Raw genomic sequence first — 16,968 nt, forward strand, 5'->3', positions numbered from 1 at the left:
AGTATAATTTTCTCCCCTTTTTATTTTTTATAAAATATATTAAACTAAACTACAAAGAATATCCTTAGGGGGTATTTAACGAATATGGAGATTGTTGAATATAATAATGAACTTCTCAAGATTGAATTTATAACCTCCAAAATAGTGAGATTTCATTTCTCAAAAGATAGAATTTGGAAGAAGAATTATTCTTTTTGCGTTAACCTGGAAAAATTTAAAGAAGTCGACTGTGAACATAGGGAGGACAATAGGGCTCATTATTTTTTAACTTCAGATTTGGATATTAGGATATATAAAAATCCAAGTAAAATACAAATATATGATAGGAAAGGTAATTTAATAATCTCTGATTATATGGATTTGGGTTATGTTAAGAAAGGGAATGGTATATATTCATATAAAGAGATGGGAAGAGAGAAAGCTTTTCTTGGATTTGGAGAAAGGTTGGGGTCGCTTAATAAAAAGGGTAAAAAGATTATAAACTGGAATACAGATGAGCCAAATCATGAATTTGAGAGAGATCCATTGTATCAATCCCATCCCTTTTTTCTTGCATACTCAGATTTGAGTTATGGGCTTTTTTATGATAGTACAGCTTTTAGTTATTTTGATATGGGATTTGAAAGTAAAAATTACTATTATTTTTTTACCGAAGATGATGAATTAGATTATTATTTTATATTCGGCCCTTCACCTAAGGAAGTTATAGAGAATTATACTTATCTTACAGGTAGGTGCTATATGCCCCCTTTATGGTCTTTAGGTTTACACCAATCCAGATGGAGTTATGATTCAGAGGATAAGGTTTATAAAATTGCTGAATTGTTTAGAAAAAAGAATATTCCATGTGATGCTTTATATTTAGATATTGATTATATGGAAGGTTATAGGGTATTTACGGTTAATAGAAAAAGGTTTCCTAATTTTGAAAAGATGATTGAGGATTTAAAAAAATTAGGCTTTAAGGTTGTTATTATTATAGATCCTGGGATAAAGGTAGATAAAAAGTATAAGATTTATATTGAAGGGTTAAAGGATGGACTTTTTTGCAAGAAAAGAACGGGAGAAATTTTTGTAGGGTATGTATGGCCTGGGAAAACAGTATTCCCAGATTTTTTCAAGGAGAAGGTTAGAAAATGGTGGGGCGAAAAACATAAATGGTTTATAGACAACGGTATATATGGTTTTTGGAATGACATGAATGAACCCTCCAATTTTTCTAAATTTGGCTATTACATGATGAAATTATTGTTTCATGTTTTTCATTTTAAAGAACCTCCAGATCCATTTAAGGCTAAAAATTTTGAAGAAAGAATTAAGCAAATAAAAGAAAAGACATTACCTCAAGATGTAGTACATGGTGATGATGAAATTTTTATACATAATAAAGTACATAATGTTTATGGGCTTTTGATGACAAAGTCAACTTTTGAGGGGTTTAGAAAGATTAATAAAGAGGTAAGACCTTTTATATTGAGTAGAGCTGGCTTTTCAGGTATACAGAAATATTCAGCAGTGTGGTGTGGTGACAACAAAAGTACATGGGAGAATCTTTATTCCAGTATAGTAACTCTTCAAAATTTATCGATCTCTGGAGTTCCTTTTGTTGGTGAAGATGTGGGGGGTTTTTGGAGAGATTGTGAGAAAGAGCTTTTTATACGATGGATTCAGCTGGGTGTTTTCTATCCTTTTTTTAGGATACATACTGCTAAGAATACAAGAGATCAAGAACCATGGAGTTTTGGAGAAGAAATAGAAAAAATTACTAAAGAATATATTAATCTTAGGTACCAATTGATTCCCTATATTTATTCTTTGTTTTATGAGGCAAAGGAAAAGGGTATTCCATTAATTAGGAGTTTTATTTTAGAATTCCAAGATGAAGAAGTTTTATCTCATGAGGATGAATTTATGTTTGGTCCATTTATCCTTGTAGCTCCAGTATACCTAAGGGGCAAAAGAGAAAGAGAGGTATATCTTCCTAAGGGTTTTTGGTTTGATTTTTATACTGGAAAAAGGTATAGAGGGGGAAGTATTATAAAAGTTTTTGCTCCTTTAAATAGGATTCCTTTATTCTTAAAAGAGGGAAGTATTATTCCTATGTGGAATGTGCAAAATTATGTGGGAGAAAAGAAACAAGAAAATCTTTATTTAAAAATTACTCAAGGAGAAGGAAAGTTTTTGTATTATGAAGATGATGGAGTCTCATGGAATTATGAAAAGGGAGAGTTCAATTTGATTGAATTTTATACATTTATGAAAGATGGTAATCAATATTTAGGTATAAAATTTTTAAAGAAGGGATATGAGAGTTCTATAAAGAAGATTATTGTTAAAACTTTTAAAAAAGAGTTTAGTTTTGAACTTAAAGAAGGAGAGTTTTTAATCACTTAATTTAGGTGTTTCTTTTCTAATATTTCATAAATATAGGATCTCAATGAGATGAGACGATGAGTATACAAGATGCAAGATGCGAAACATAAGACACTACTTAAATGGATTGTGTACACTGGGCCTACGAACTTGGATAGGTATCCTCCTAAATAACTACCGATAGGCATAGCTCCCATGAAGAACATTACATAGATACTCATAACTCTCCCTCTTATGTGGTTATCAATAATAGATTGGATTAATGTATTACTACAAACACTAATAAGCATAAAACTTAATCCAGTTATGAATAATGATAAAAGGGATAAATATAAATTTCTTGATAAGGAAAAAGCTAAAAGGCCTAAACCTGCTGTACCAAAAGATTGGGCTATAATTTTTTCAATACCCTTTATTTTTTGCCTTCCTGCAAGGAATATAGCGCCAAAAAGCGCTCCTGCACCTATTGAGCTAGTTAGTATTCCAAGAGTTTCAGGGCCTCCATGCAGTATATCTTTTGCAAAGATAGGTAATAATACACTATAGACTGCTGAAAGTAAACTTGATAATGCAATAAATATTAAAATGTGTCTTACTACTAATGTTTTAAAGACATAGTAAAATCCCTCTTTTAGTTCAGAAACGAGATGGGAAGTTCTTGTTGAGGTTATTGGTTTTACTCTCATGAAAAGTAGAGCAATAACAACTGCTAAATAACTAATTGCATTTATCGTAAAGCATATTCCTTCCCCAAGAAATGAAATAAGAAAACCTCCAATGCTTGGCCCTATTAAGCGAGCACTATTAAATAAAAAGGAGTTTAATGCAATAGCATTACTTAGATCCTCTTCTCTTTCCACCATCTCCATAACGAAGGATTGCCTTGTAGGAGCATCAATAGAATTAAAAATACCTAAAATAAGGCTTAATAGAAGAATATGCCAAATTTGAATTTGATTTGTAAGAGTGAGAATAGATAAAATAAAAGCTTGTAACATAAGTAAAAATTGGGTTATTATGAGAATTCTATGTTTACTAAATCTATCTAAAAATACACCTATAATCGGTGATAAAAAGGTATTAGGTATTTGGGATAAAAAAGCAATAGTGCCTAATAAAACTGATGAATTTGTTAATCTATAAACTAACCAACTCAAGGCTGTAGATTGGATCCATGTGCCAATAAGAGAGATTGCTTGACCAGTAAAATATAACTTGTAATTTCTGCTCTTTAATGCTCTAAAAAGATTAGTCTCCATCTATTCTTTTTATTACTTCTATACACATTCTTCCATTATGATAAGGACATTTCCAGGGTTCTGCTATAGGCATAGGAGCTGGAATATAATTTTCATCAAGCTTCCAGAACCATTCACTTTCTGTTCTTTGATCTACCATATAATTTTTAATAAATTCCCAAAGTACTATTACTGCATTTAAAAATTTTTCTTCCCTTGATTTTTGATATGCATTTAAAAAACCAACTAAGGCTTCTGCTTCAACCCACCAAATTCTACTTTTATCTAAGATATTTCTTACTTTCTCATTAATTAAACTACCATTTTCAAAGGCTTCTTCTAACACTTTTTCAGCAATCTCTAAGGTTATTCTACTAATCTCTTCTTTAAGGTTAGTATCATCAATATATTTTAAAGCTTCATCTAATAACCAGGTTGCTTCAATATCATGTCCGTATGAAATGGCATCAATTATAGGAATCAATTTTCTATCAAAAAAAACACCTAAATGTTTTGTCTCTGGGTTAATAATCTTATCTTTATAAATTATTACAAGATTTTCTATATTTTTCTTAAGATTCTCATTAGGCCATGTTGTATAAAGATTAGTATAAGCTTCCAATATATGAAGTAGGGAATTCATGCTTTTTTCAGCTATTACTCCATATTCACTGATAGCTTTATTTTCCTTTGGATTCCAATATTCATCAAACTCTTCTATATAAGCATATTCATCTTTACACTTTTCCTCTATGAGGTTATAAGTTTCCAATGCAATATTAAGAGCTTCATCCTTTTTTGTGGATTTATAAAATTCTGATAATGCGTAGATGCTAAAAGCTTGCCCATATATATGTTTTCTTTTGTCAACAGGATCTCCTTTGTAGTCTACCATCCAATAAAAACCTTTGTTTTTATGGTCCCAAAACTTTTGTATTAAGAAGTTGTAAGCGTGATTCATATAAGGAATAATATCTTCTTCTTTTGTAAGATTGTATACAGCAGAAAAAAACCATAATATTCTTGTAGTTAAAACTAAGCTTTTGTGAGCGTAAGGGTCTTTCTTTAAATCAAAAGAAACATATCCTATGTATCCTCCATTTTCTTTATCCATGAGTTTTGTCCAAAAAGGTATAATTTTCTCTGTAAGGTGTTTCTTTACCTCATTTTTTACTTTTTTTAAATCCATTTTTTTCCTCCTCAGTGAAAGTAAGTTATCTATATAAATTTTATTCACTATTATATATTGTGGGTAATTATTTTCAATAATATAATAACGAAATAATAAATTTTAAATTTTATTTATGAATTTGTGGGAGGTTAAGTATGTATAAGAATTTTTCTCTGGCCATATATTGTACTGCCCCATTTTTAAATAAAGTTTCTTTAAGAGAATTGGAGGAAGATTTTGCTTTTTTTGAAAGATACTTAAAAATAAATAAAGTATATCTGGAAACTCATAGAGGAAAGGATGATGTTCCTATGGAGAAAATTCTTGAAATAAAAGAGTTTTTTGATAAAAAGGGAATTAAAACATCGGGAGGAATCACAACTACGATAGATCTTCCTGGTGATCTGGTTCATGATTTGAGAATTTTTCATACATTTTGTTATTCCAACGAAATATTGAAAAATAGGTTAAGAGAAATTGTAGAGTATACTGCTTCAATTTTTGATGAGGTTATTCTTGATGATTTTTATTTTACAAGTTGTTCTTGTCCTGAATGTATAGAAAGAAAAGGAAAATTATCATGGAAAGAATATAGACTTAACTTAATGGCGGAGATATCTCAAAATTATGTGGTAGGACCAGCTAAGAAAGTAAATCCAAGGGTTAATATGATTATAAAATATCCTAATTGGATAGATTCATATCATCAAAATGGTTATAATCCTGAATCTCAAAAAGATATTTTTGATGAGTTATATACCGGGACAGAGACAAGAGATCCTAAATATACACAACAACATCTTCCTCGTTACTTAAGTTATTATTTAATGAGATGGTTCGAAAATGTGAAGCCTGGGAAAAATAAAGGAGGATGGTTTGATTCTTTTGAATGTAACTTAAATCAGTATATAGAACAAGCGCATCTTACTCTTTTCTCTAAAGCTAAAGAAATTACTCTTTTTGATTTTAGTTCTTTAAGGAGATCAACTTTTATTCCTTCCCTTTCCTTAGAGCTTGAGAAATTGGATGAATATCTTTCAGAGTTAGGAAACCCAATTGGTGTTAAGGTTTATCATCCATTTCATTCTGATGGTGAAAATCATCTCTCTTCTTATTTAGGAATGATTGGGATACCCTTTGATCCTACACCTTATTTTCCAAATGATGCAAATATTTTATTTTTACCTGAAAATTCTGCTGAAGATAAGGAAATTTTAAATAAAATAAAAAGTTTTCTTCTTAGTGGTGGAGATGTGATCATTACATCTGGTTTTTTGAGAAGATTGGGTAGAAATATGGAGGATTTTACATCAATAAAATATACAGATAAAAAAGTATTATTAAGTTTATTTGCTATAGATCCTGCTATGACTGGTTTTAGTAAATATGTATATTCTCGTAAGGAAATTATTTTCCCGATTATTGAGTATCACACTAATTCTTCTTGGCCAATAATTGTAGGAATTAATGGAGAAAATAATTTTCCTATTCTTCTCAGAGATTTTTATGGAAAGGGAAGGATCTATGTTTTAAATATTCCCGATAATTATTCAGATATTTATCTGTTACCCATAGAGGTACTTAATGAAATAAGAAAAATATTTTTGAATAAATTAGGTATTTATTTCAAAGGAGATGAAAAAATAGGAATGTTTTTGTATGATAATGGTTATTGTATTTTAGAGTCCTTTTTATCCTATAGAACTGAGGTAACATTAGTAAATAAGGATAAAGAAATGAAAATCAGATTGGAACCAAATTCTTATAAGGTTATTAGAATTTAATTATGAAAGGAATATATCTTTTGGTTGTTGAGGTAGAAAAAGATATAGAGTGTAGGGTAGGGCGACTTGGAGTTATAAAATTTAATAGGGGCCTTTATATCTATGTAGGATCAGCACAAAATAGTATGGAGAAAAGAATAAAAAGGCATCTTAGTAAAAATAAAAAATTATATTGGCATATTGACTATCTATTGGAATCTCCTTTTGTTAGAGTAAGAGAAGCCTTATATAATGATCATCTTTGTAAAGAATGGGAATGTAAGATTGCATCTTTGATAGATGGAGAGAAAGTTCCTCGCTTTGGATCATCAGACTGTAAATGTGATTCTCATCTTATAAAAGTGGAAGAGAATTTTTTAGATAATATGAAGAAGTATTTTAGAAGATTAAATATAGAATGGAGTGTGAAGAATGGTTGTATTTAATTTATTCATCACTAGTTTTGTAGTAGGATTTTCAGGGGCGTCAGCTCCTGGTCCTATGATGACAATGGTAATTACACAGTGTAGCCTTAAAGGTTGGAAGGACTCTATCAAAATAGTTTTTGGGCATGCTATGTTGGAAGCTGTTCTTATTATACTTCTGCTCTTAGGTTTACAACCTTTTCTTCAAGATCCGACTTTTTTAAAAATTTTTACTTTTTTAGGAAGTATATTTTTGAGTTATATGGGTATATCTCTATTTATATCACTTATTAAAAAAAGTAGTTTAGAGCTAAAGAATTCTGATCCTATAAAAATTCCCCTTCCTTTAGCCGGAGCTCTTGTTTCTTTATCAAATCCTTATTGGCTGATATGGTGGGTTACAGTAGGGGTAACTTTTCTCGGACAAGCAAGGAGTTTTTTTATGTTGGGAATTTTAAGTTTTTATGTGGGCCATATCTTTTCTGATTTTGTATGGTATATTTTTATTGGCTTTGTAGGACAAGGTTTAGCCCTTCCTCTTTGGAATAAATTATACAAGATTATATTGTATTTAGCATCTTTTTCTCTTATTTTCTTTAGTGTCTACTTTTTGAAATATGTAATATTAGGATAAACTGATTATTTTATAGAACGAAAAAGTAGTAAAGCTCCAATAATTATAAGAAGTATGGGGAATAAATATCTTATATATTCTGGAGATTTTGATATTAAGCCTAGTATGATACCAAAAGAGATAAGGATGATTCCTGGATATATAGACCAGTACTTTTCTGCATAGGAGTACTCTTTTTTAGATGAATGAATAAAGAAAATCATTAGAAATCCAAATCCTATAAATGAAATGATATATACAGGGTTGATAGTGTATAGGGATTGTAAAATATTAAATAAAGCTATACTTAATAAGATACATCCTGGAATGAGAAATCCTATATTTCTGTTAAATCTATAATATGAAAACAAAAATATGGCACTAATAATTAAAAGGAAGAGATTTCCTGAAAGAATCCCAAAATTACTTAGGAGCAAAAGGAGACCTATAAATATTAAAAGGATAGCCATAGCTTTTTCTCTCATAAATTTATTCCCCTTTCGATATATAATTAAGGACTTTTTTTAGGTATATTTTAGAATCAGATTCTACATATGTCAAATTAGTTATTTTCTCTGCTTTTATAACCTTATATCTATGAGGATTATTTTTATCCTTTGTGGTCTTTGAAATGAATATAGGTATTATCTCTTTTCTAATGATAAAGGTTTTATTTTTATACTTGTTCAATGTTATATTTAATATTAATCCAAATTTTACTTGAGGTATATTTAGTCCATATTGGTCTGTGAAAAAATTCCCCAATGAATAAAAACACCATTTTCCATTTATCTTCTCGTAAGGTCTTACTGAATGGGGGTGACTTCCTACTATCAAGTCTCCACCCCATGATATTATTTTTTTAGCAAGCGATTTTTGATAGGATTCAAGTTTTTCAGAGTATTCTATGTATCCCCAATGTAGATAAATGATTGTAAAGTCAACTAAATTCTTTATCTTTCTTATATCTTCTTTGATTTTGTCCTCATTTATGAGATTAACCATATATTCTTTGTTTTTAGGTAAACTAAAACCGTTGATGCTAAATGTATATGCAAGAATTCCTACTTTTATGCCGTTTTTAGATAAAACAAGGAAATTTTTACTGTCCTCTTCTGAGGTATATGCACCCACATAATATAATCCTCTCTTTTTTATATTCTCTATTGTAGCTGTTAGTCCTATTTCACCCTTATCAAATATGTGATTTGTTGACAGAATCATAATATTAAATCCACTTTTTTTAAGAAGATCTAAAATTTCTACTGGAGCGTTAAATAGGGGGTAACCTGATACTTGAAATATATTTGAGGCAATAGGAGTATCAATCACAATGGAAGAAAAATCTTTTCTAATATATTCCTCTATTTCTTCAAATATATCAGGAGGAAAATAATATTTCTTGCTTGATGGATCATAATAAGAATTTGATAAATGTTTTTGGAGAAAAAGATCCCCTGCAAAAGCTAAGGATAGATTTTTAAATTCCTCTTCGTAGGTATTGGAAAGGGTAAAGTAAACAATGACAAATAAAAAAAGAAGGATTTTTATTAATCTTTTGTAAATAATTTCTAACCACATGCTTAATATTATACATGATTTTTTTGTAACTTTTTTGGCTTGATTTTTTTATAGATTCTATTAATATAATCCTTTGGAATGAATTAGAGAAAGACTTGATGGAGGAGTTGAAGGTATTATGATGGCAGGATTAAGAAAGGGAGATAAAATAACATTATTAGGGTTTCATGATTTTTTAACTCCAGTAGTTGATTATTGGAAAGAAGAAGGATTTAATGTAGAAATTGAATATAACTATAAAATTAGGGATATAAATTCTAAGATATATCTAATTGTTGATAGTCCTAAGGATCATATTCCATGGCGAATGTTATTAGAAGAGATTAGAAATGTTAAAGGAAAAACTCTTTTTTTAAATTATCCTAAAACAATTAAAAATTCTGATCATCCTATATGGAGACATAAGTGGGATGGAATTATTTCCTTTTTTTGGGAAGAATATTTGCCTAAAAATATATATTTGGTAAAATTTCCTTCTTATCCTGTTTTTAAAAAGAATTTGGAGATCTCAAGAGAAAAGTTGGGATTTCCTCAAGATAAAAGGATAATTCTTGTAATGGGCGATTATTCTTTTGAGAATGTCCTATTTTATCTTTCTTATGTAAAAAGTTTATTAAATCTTTATATTGTTGTTTTAGTTTCTACTTATGAAAGGAAGTTGAAGGTTGAAAAATTTGTTGCTAAAAATAAGCTTAATGTGGATTCTGTTATATTAGGTGGAATATGGGATGATGATTTGCAAATCGTGGGAGCTTCCGAAATGGTTATTATGGATGGAGGAGATGAAGTGGAACCTTTTGAGGTTTATAAACTTATAGGTTGGGGGACACCTCTCGTTATAAAATATAAGATATTTAATAATTTTTTATACAATGAAGCCATAAAATTTGATGGTAAAGAAAGGACAGAAATAAAGGGAATATCAAAAACCGAGCTTTATACAGGTGTTTTGAGGTTTAAAAATAAAGATGATCTTTTTTACAAAATAAAACTATTATTTGAAAATAAAAACCTAAGAGATATAATTCTCGGTACATCAAGAGCATTTGCCTATGCTCATTCTCCTGAACTTGTTGGTAGTCAATTTTTATTTATCTTTAGAGAACTATTAGAACCACCCCAATATAGAGCATCTAAAAAGGCTATTAGATTTCAGAATAATCCATTATTTAGAGCAAGACCAAATGTTTACTTAAACATAAACAGAAAGAAGATAAAATGGGAAAGGTTAGTTTATAATGCTGGAGCTATTAGAATTAATGGAACTATTTATGTGCTTTATAGAGCTTTGGGAGAAGATGGGGTTTCTCGCATTGGATTGTGGTGGTCAAAGGATGGTTATAAAGAAGAAGGAAGACTTGACTATCCTATATTTGGTCCTAAGGAAGAATATGAAATGCCAAAGAAGCCAGAACAGCGTAGAAAATGGCAGAAGAGAACATTTGGAATGATTAGAGAGGTAGGAGGTACTGAAGATCCAAGAATTACTCTCATTGATGATTGGTTATATATGACCTATACAGCTTATGGAGATGTGGTACAGCTTGCTATGGCAAAGATACCTTTAAATACTTTTTTGGATGGGGTAAAGAAATTTAAAAGTTTTGAAGAATGGAATAATGCTTGGGTGAGAAATGGCCCGATATTTAAGTACTTAGAAGATAAAGATGCAGTACTTTATGTTGTAAATGAAAGAAATAGGGAATTTTCAAATGGTAAAAGAGAAGAGGATGATTTTGTAACAATTTTCCCAGAACTTTTGGATAAGAAAGTAGCTCTTATTCATAGAATACCTCCTGATATGCAGATACTTTATACAGATGAGCTTAAAGCTAAAAGTATAAAAGTTGGTAAAACCTTTTTGATGCCTTCTCCTAATACTTGGGATAGTATAAAGATTGGGGCAGGAGCCCCACCTCTAAAGACACGTTTTGGGTGGATTCATATTTATCATGGGGTTGGTAATTGGATGGGAAGAAGAGCCTATGGTTTGGGAGTTGTACTAACATCTCTTGAAGATCCAGAAAAAATTTTATATAGATCATCAGAGCCTATTCTTCAACCTGAAGAACTATATGAAACTACTGGTTGGGTCCCTAATGTGGTATTTACCTGTGGTGTTGTACCAAAGAGCAAAGATTCCAATGAAATTTTAGAATTAGACGATGAACTTTTGATATATTATGGTAGTGCAGATGAAGTTATGGCTCTTGCTGAAATAAAAGTATCTGATCTTATACCCGAAGAAATATTGGCGAAGTTAACTATTTGATTTTATGTGAGTTTTTAATTTGTTCCATATTGTTAGTGCTATGATACCTTTTAATAAGTCATAGGGTATAAAAGGTAATACTCCTGTTAAGATTGCTTTTGTATATGGTATTTTTATAGCAATAGAAAGCCACATGCTTCCTAATAAATAAATTACAAAAATACCAAAGATAAGGGCTAAGATCTCAGAATATCTTTTTAATAAAGAAATGGTTATACCTCCCAATAAGAACCCAAAAAGATATCCTCCTGTAGCTCCAAAAAGGATATTTAGGCCTCCTCTTCCTCCAGCGAATACAGGAATCCCTAAACCTCCTAATATTAGGTAAGAGAAAACAATATAGAAAGTTTCCATAGGTGAAAAGAAAAGACTTATTAAAAACAAAAATAATACTTGTAGAGTAAATGGGACTGAAGTAAAGGGTAGATAAAAACTTAAATAACTTCCCAAGATAAGTAATGCTAAACCTAAGCTCAAAACTGGTATCTTTTTATAATTCAACACCCATCACCTTACCTTTCTTATTTTTGCTACATATTTTAAAAAGAGAAATTTGAGTTATTGTTAAAATTTTCTTAAAACTTAATTAAAAGGCAACCTTTTTTAATATTTCTTCGTATTATATGTAGAGGAGGTGATAAATTTATGGAAAAAAGATTATATAGAAGTAAGAAAAACAGAGTTATACTTGGTGTATGTGGTGGTATAGGAGAATATTTGAATATTGATCCAACAATAATAAGGCTTATTTTTATTTTCTTTTTGATAGCCTTCAATTTTTCCCTTGTTGTAGTATATTTTCTTTCTGCTCTTATAATACCGGAAGAACCTGATATTTCTGAGAAGAATGAACATGATGATATAACACCTTCTGGGCCAATTCAACATCTATAAGAAAGGGGGATTTTAAAAATGAAGAGACTTTATAGAAGCAAAAAAAATAGGGTTTTTCTTGGTGTAAGTGGTGGTATAGGTGAGTATTTGGGTATAGATCCAGTTATTATTAGACTAATTTTTATATTTTCCATCTTAATATTGGGTCCTTTTAGTTTTCTTTTATACCTTCTTTGTGCAATAGTTATACCAGAAGCTCCATGGTATGAAGAAGGATCACAGGAAGATGGAGAATTAGAAAGAAAGGATATATATGCTCATAAAAATGAACTTTTAGGTTGGATTCTTCTTGCTATAGGAGTTTATTTTTTGGGAAAAACTTTTAACTTTTTTACCATATCTTTTAATATTGTTTTGGCTTTAACTCTTATAATCATAGGATTTTTATTGATGTTCAAAAAATAAAAGGAGGAAAAGATTATGAGAAGAGTATCCATATTTGGAATTTTTTTGATATTAATAGGAGTGTTATTGTTATTATCAGAGATAGAAATAATCAGGTTCTATTTAAAAGATTTTCTTAGATTTTGGCCGTTAATATTTATTTTTTGGGGACTTGATTTAATATTAGGAGAAAAGAGATGGTTTGGTTGGGTTTTAGTTTTGATAATTATCGGCTTAGTTATACTAATAATCTTTTTCTCTCCTTATAGTAGTCAATATTTTAGGAACAGAGGCCATAATTTTTATAGAGAATGGAGGTATCCTTTTAGAGAGAATTTAAAATCTATTAGTTTAAGTATTTCTGTTGGTAACAGAAATGTATTGTTAAGAGGTTTTGAGAAAGATAATAAAGGAGATCTGATATATATAAATTCTAATACAGGTTTTAAGATTAATAAAGTAAAAGATGAAGAAATAAATGGTAGTTTGAGTTTATGTCTTAATTTTGAAGATTTTGATAGAGAGATTCCTTTTTTTGGAAGAATAGGTAAATTAGATGAAGTAGACATAGAAATCAATTCTAATACTAATATAGATCTTGTATTTAATTCAGGCGTTGGAAATAGCACCTTAGATATGAGAAATTTTAAGTTAAATAATTTGGAAGTGAAAGGTGGAGTAGGCAATATAAAAATTTTTTTACCCAAGAGATCCTGTTATGTAGAAGTAGAAGGTGGAGTAGGTAATATAAGTGTATATATTCCAAAAGGTAGTGTTTTAGATCTTACAACAGAAGCTGGAATTGGAAAGGTAACAGTGGATAAGAATATAGAACAAGGAAAAGAAAGCAGTAAAGAAATAATACATTTAAGGGTTAAAGCTGGTGTAGGTAATGTAAAGATTATTTCAGAGGAAAAAGATATTATCTGACATTATCCGGCGGATTTTCTCCATATAAAAGTAGCTGGTATAATTTTGGGTTCGTAATCGTTAGGATTATCAAGAATATGTAAGAAGAGTCTTGCTGATTCTTGACCCATCTCTTCAATTTCCTGTCTTACAGAAGCAAGAGGTGGATCTATTCTTGCATCTATATATAGATCGTCAAAACCAATTACGGATATATCATCTGGTACTTCCCAATTTTCTTCTATAGCAGCATTTATAGCTCCTATTGCCATGTAGTCGCTACAAGCTAACACAGCACTGGGTGGATTTTCAAGTTTTAAAAGTTTCTTCATAGCTTTGTAGCCACCGTCAATAGTTAAGCTTTCTTCAACTATTAATTTTGGATCAGGTTTAACTCCATATCTTTTTAATGCTAAAATATAGCCTTCATATCTTTCTTGTATAAAGCTATGAGTGTTATTTCCTTTAAGAAGGGCTATACGTTTATGACCTTTTTCTAAGAAATAAATAGTGGCATCATATGCTCCTTTTACGTTATCAGTATCTACATATGGATATTTTTTAAGTTTTGATGAAACTTTGCCAACACTTACAAAAGGTATATTGTCATTATATAACATTTCAGGAAAAGGATCGTCTTTTTTCACGTTTGCTAATATATAGCCATCTACTACACCCTGTTTATATAAAGATATATATTTTTCTGGAATATAGGGTGTTTCAAGCATTGATAACATAATATTATATTCATTTCTATCTAATATTTCTGTTATTCCTTTAATCAAAGGAGGAAAGAAGGCGTCTGAAAGAATAAACCCTCTTTCATATGGGATAATGAGAGAAACAATTTGAGTTCTCGCTTTTGATAATTTTTGAGCAAAAGCACTGGGATGGTAGTCATATTCTTGAATAATTTTTAATACTTTTTTTCTTGTTTTTTCACTAACATTAGGACTTCCATTAATAACCCTTGAAACAGTTGCTACTGATACGTTTGCAAGTTTTGCTATGTCTCTTATGTTTATCTTTACTTTTTTCAATTATTTTTCACCCCTTTTTATTTTTTTGTATGATATTATACAAACTTTACAATAATTATAGCAAATTGAAAATAATAAGTTTTTTTCAGATAGAAATCTTTAAAGTAATGTAATTTTCTTAATTTTTTCTTAAAATTCTATTGACAAAAAAAATTAGTTTAAGATAAAATTATTTTGAAAATATTCACAGCGAGCTAAGGAGGTGATATTTAAGCAAAAACAAATTCTCAAAACGTTTTTCTTTAATGAACCTTTAATCTTTTTGGGGGAGGAGTGATTAGATGCGTAACAAAAAAGGTTTAATTATCTTGTTAGTTTTGATTTCTGTTCTTCTTCTTTCTGGAGTGGTAAGTGGACAAAAAGAAAAAGTCGTTAGCTTGCCTTATTGGGATACACCAGGATTAATTCCTTACTATTGGCAAGCCCAACATATATTAGCTCAAGGTACAATATTTGAAGGTCTATTTGGATATGCACCAGATCCTAAGGGACTTGGTGGAGTAAAGGTAGTACCTGTTATTGCTCAAAGCTATAAGGTTTCAAAAGATTATAAAGTATGGACTTTTAAATTAAGAAAAGATAAGAGATGGTCTAACGGAGATCCAGTAACAGCAAAAGATTTTGAGTGGTCTTTCAGATATTATGCAAGTCCAAAGATTCAAGATTTACCTGCGTGGGCAGGACCACTTCAGTTTTTTGAGAATTTCTGGGCAGTAAAAAGTGGTGCGGAAGATCCAAGTAAACTTGGAGTAAAAGCTCTTGATGATTACACCTTAGAAATTAGACTTGATGTACCAAGATACGATATGAAAGAATGGCTCTGCGTAGCACAGGGAGTACCAATTCACAGGAAGTCTGTAGAGGCAGATCCACAGAATTGGTGGAGACCCGGGAAAATAGTAGTAAATGGACCATATATACCAGTATCATGGACACCTGGTAAAGATATGGTATTAGTCAAAAATCCAAAATATGTAGGTGAAACTGGTAATGTAGATAAGATTGTGCTTAAGTTCGGAGGACTTGGACTTCAACAATACATGGCAGGAGAGCTTGATGCAGCAATGATAGGAAACGTTGCAGAATATAGGTTTGTCATGGCAGATCCAAAACTTTCCAAGGAATTTCATGAGGATGTAATGGATTGTTTCTGGAATGGTTATCAATGGTCTCGTGGATTTGATCCTGTAATGGACAATCTTAAATTAAGACAAGCTCTCGCAATGGCAATAGATAGAGAAAAACTCTGTAAAGATGTACTTGGTGGTAGGGCATTGCCTCTTGCCAAGTATTGGCCAGATGGTAACCCAATAGGAGACAAAATGAAGGCAATTCCATTTGATGTAAAGAAGGCACAACAACTACTTGCTGAAGCAGGATATCCAGGAGGAAAAGGACTTAAGACTCTTGTATTCTACATAACTGGTGGCGGAGATCCTGTTGTAGAATTTATAGTAGATCAATGGAAAAAGAATCTTGGTATAAATGTTATAATAGAAAACGTAGAGTCTGGACTTTATTGGAACTCTTATGTATGGCCATCATTCTCACCAGATGCTAAGGCAGGATTTACTGTAATAGGTGCCCCAATGAACAACTTGGAAATTGGAGCTCTCTTTAAGAACTCTGATCATACAATATGGTTCTATGACTTCCCAACTTCTGCAAGGAAGAGATATCATGAGCTTAACCAAGAAAATGATGCTTGGTTAAGAAAAGATGGGGGTTTAACACAGGCAGATTGGGCACCACTTCTTGAGAAGAGGAAGACATTATATGAAACTTGGAAGAAGATCGTAGATAGTGAACCTGAAAAACTTTGGAAAGAAGATATTGCAAGAAAACCAACCTGGTTTGAGCGTTTTGATGAATTATATGAAAAATGGAAGGCAGCAAAGACAAAGGAAGAGAAGACAAATTATTGGAGACTTGCTGGAAGAGAAATTACAGGGCAAGAAATATTCCAAAACTGGTATCTTAACCTTTCCAAGGAAAGTAAGCAAGCATATAGATGGAGATTTAGAGCTATAAATAGACCATTTAGTGAAGCAGTTAAGATTGCCCATTATGCATTACAGGGTATGCAAGATAGATACTACATGGTGCCAGTTTATCTTGCAAAGGCTCAATGGGTAAAGAATCCAAAACTTGAAGGTTTGATGCTCTATAAGTTCTCTTGGGGTCCTGGATTCTTCAATTTCAAATATCTAAATCTCAAGGATTAAAAATAGATTAAGTTTTTGATAGAATAGGGGGAGGGATAATTGCCCTCCCCTTTTTTAAATTGTTATTAAAAGGAGGTAAA

The 16,968-nt window shown here is 30.6% G+C and carries 15 protein-coding genes; 9 read left to right on the plus strand and 6 right to left on the minus strand.

The window, feature by feature from the left end; genetic code table 11:
* The first annotated feature begins 84 nt into the window (after positions 1 to 84).
* Positions 85 to 2,394 (plus strand): glycoside hydrolase family 31 protein, encoded by a 2,310-nt coding sequence (locus ACY3JM_RS03570; protein ID WP_463082554.1) that lies wholly within the window; start codon positions 85 to 87, stop codon positions 2,392 to 2,394.
* On the opposite strand, the gene ACY3JM_RS03575 is transcribed toward ACY3JM_RS03570, so the two are convergent.
* Together ACY3JM_RS03575 and ACY3JM_RS03580 are read right to left on the minus strand one after the other, a co-directional pair.
* Positions 2,391 to 3,632 carry an MFS transporter gene (locus ACY3JM_RS03575; protein WP_463111737.1) on the minus strand — a complete coding sequence of 414 codons (1,242 nt, stop codon included), beginning with the start codon at positions 3,630 to 3,632 and terminating at the stop codon, positions 2,391 to 2,393. The two genes, ACY3JM_RS03570 and ACY3JM_RS03575, sit on opposite strands and share 4 nt — an antisense overlap.
* Positions 3,622 to 4,800, minus strand: a complete 1,179-nt coding sequence (locus ACY3JM_RS03580; RefSeq protein ID WP_463082552.1) for an AGE family epimerase/isomerase — start codon at positions 4,798 to 4,800, stop codon at positions 3,622 to 3,624. The genes ACY3JM_RS03575 and ACY3JM_RS03580 overlap by 11 nt, the downstream gene beginning before the upstream one ends.
* 137 nt (positions 4,801 to 4,937) lie before the next feature.
* Here ACY3JM_RS03580 and ACY3JM_RS03585 point away from each other — a divergent pair, with 137 nt between their 5' ends.
* Genes ACY3JM_RS03585 through ACY3JM_RS03595 form a run of 3 tightly spaced genes read left to right on the plus strand, consistent with a single transcriptional unit; the run spans position 4,938 to position 7,604 of the window.
* Entirely contained in the window at positions 4,938 to 6,566 is a 1,629-nt protein-coding gene (locus ACY3JM_RS03585; RefSeq protein ID WP_463082551.1) for a permease, read from the plus strand.
* A 2-nt stretch (positions 6,567 to 6,568) separates the two neighbouring features.
* Positions 6,569 to 6,991, plus strand: a complete 423-nt coding sequence (locus ACY3JM_RS03590) for a GIY-YIG nuclease family protein (protein WP_463082550.1) — start codon at positions 6,569 to 6,571, stop codon at positions 6,989 to 6,991.
* Positions 6,978 to 7,604, plus strand: a complete 627-nt coding sequence (locus ACY3JM_RS03595; RefSeq protein WP_463082549.1) for a LysE family transporter — start codon at positions 6,978 to 6,980, stop codon at positions 7,602 to 7,604. Before ACY3JM_RS03590 ends, ACY3JM_RS03595 begins: the two co-directional genes overlap by 14 nt.
* 5 nt (positions 7,605 to 7,609) lie before the next feature.
* On the opposite strand, the gene ACY3JM_RS03600 is transcribed toward ACY3JM_RS03595, so the two are convergent.
* Positions 7,610 to 8,068: a hypothetical protein gene (locus tag ACY3JM_RS03600; RefSeq protein ID WP_463082548.1), complete on the minus strand. Its 459-nt coding sequence runs from the start codon at positions 8,066 to 8,068 to the stop codon at positions 7,610 to 7,612.
* A gap of 4 nt (positions 8,069 to 8,072) precedes the next feature.
* Entirely contained in the window at positions 8,073 to 9,164 is a 1,092-nt protein-coding gene (locus ACY3JM_RS03605) for a CapA family protein (protein ID WP_463082547.1), read from the minus strand.
* 118 nt (positions 9,165 to 9,282) lie between these two features.
* Here ACY3JM_RS03605 and ACY3JM_RS03610 point away from each other — a divergent pair, with 118 nt between their 5' ends.
* Positions 9,283 to 11,436 (plus strand): glycoside hydrolase family 130 protein, encoded by a 2,154-nt coding sequence (locus tag ACY3JM_RS03610; RefSeq protein ID WP_463082546.1) that lies wholly within the window; start codon positions 9,283 to 9,285, stop codon positions 11,434 to 11,436.
* On the opposite strand, the gene ACY3JM_RS03615 is transcribed toward ACY3JM_RS03610, so the two are convergent.
* Positions 11,425 to 11,937 carry a biotin transporter BioY gene (locus tag ACY3JM_RS03615; protein WP_463111738.1) on the minus strand — a complete coding sequence of 171 codons (513 nt, stop codon included), beginning with the start codon at positions 11,935 to 11,937 and terminating at the stop codon, positions 11,425 to 11,427. The two genes, ACY3JM_RS03610 and ACY3JM_RS03615, sit on opposite strands and share 12 nt — an antisense overlap.
* Positions 11,938 to 12,081: 144 nt before the next feature.
* On the opposite strand from ACY3JM_RS03615, the gene ACY3JM_RS03620 reads away from it, so the two are divergent.
* Genes ACY3JM_RS03620 through ACY3JM_RS03630 form a run of 3 tightly spaced genes read left to right on the plus strand, consistent with a single transcriptional unit; the run spans position 12,082 to position 13,644 of the window.
* Positions 12,082 to 12,330 carry a PspC domain-containing protein gene (locus tag ACY3JM_RS03620; RefSeq protein WP_463082544.1) on the plus strand — a complete coding sequence of 83 codons (249 nt, stop codon included), beginning with the start codon at positions 12,082 to 12,084 and terminating at the stop codon, positions 12,328 to 12,330.
* Between the two features lie 18 nt (positions 12,331 to 12,348).
* Positions 12,349 to 12,735 carry a PspC domain-containing protein gene (locus ACY3JM_RS03625; RefSeq protein ID WP_463082543.1) on the plus strand — a complete coding sequence of 129 codons (387 nt, stop codon included), beginning with the start codon at positions 12,349 to 12,351 and terminating at the stop codon, positions 12,733 to 12,735.
* Positions 12,736 to 12,750: 15 nt separating this feature from the next.
* The gene (locus ACY3JM_RS03630; RefSeq protein WP_463082542.1) at positions 12,751 to 13,644 is read left to right on the plus strand and encodes a LiaF transmembrane domain-containing protein; all 894 of its coding nucleotides are present in this window, start codon (positions 12,751 to 12,753) and stop codon (positions 13,642 to 13,644) included.
* A 2-nt stretch (positions 13,645 to 13,646) separates the two neighbouring features.
* Here the strand turns inward: ACY3JM_RS03630 and ACY3JM_RS03635 are convergent, their stop codons facing one another.
* The gene (locus tag ACY3JM_RS03635) at positions 13,647 to 14,663 is read right to left on the minus strand and encodes a LacI family DNA-binding transcriptional regulator (RefSeq protein ID WP_463082541.1); all 1,017 of its coding nucleotides are present in this window, start codon (positions 14,661 to 14,663) and stop codon (positions 13,647 to 13,649) included.
* A 281-nt stretch (positions 14,664 to 14,944) separates the two neighbouring features.
* Here ACY3JM_RS03635 and ACY3JM_RS03640 point away from each other — a divergent pair, with 281 nt between their 5' ends.
* Positions 14,945 to 16,888, plus strand: a complete 1,944-nt coding sequence (locus ACY3JM_RS03640; protein ID WP_463082540.1) for a peptide ABC transporter substrate-binding protein — start codon at positions 14,945 to 14,947, stop codon at positions 16,886 to 16,888.
* Positions 16,889 to 16,968 lie beyond the last annotated feature (80 nt).

The organism is Dictyoglomus sp. SSW, from assembly GCF_055181335.1.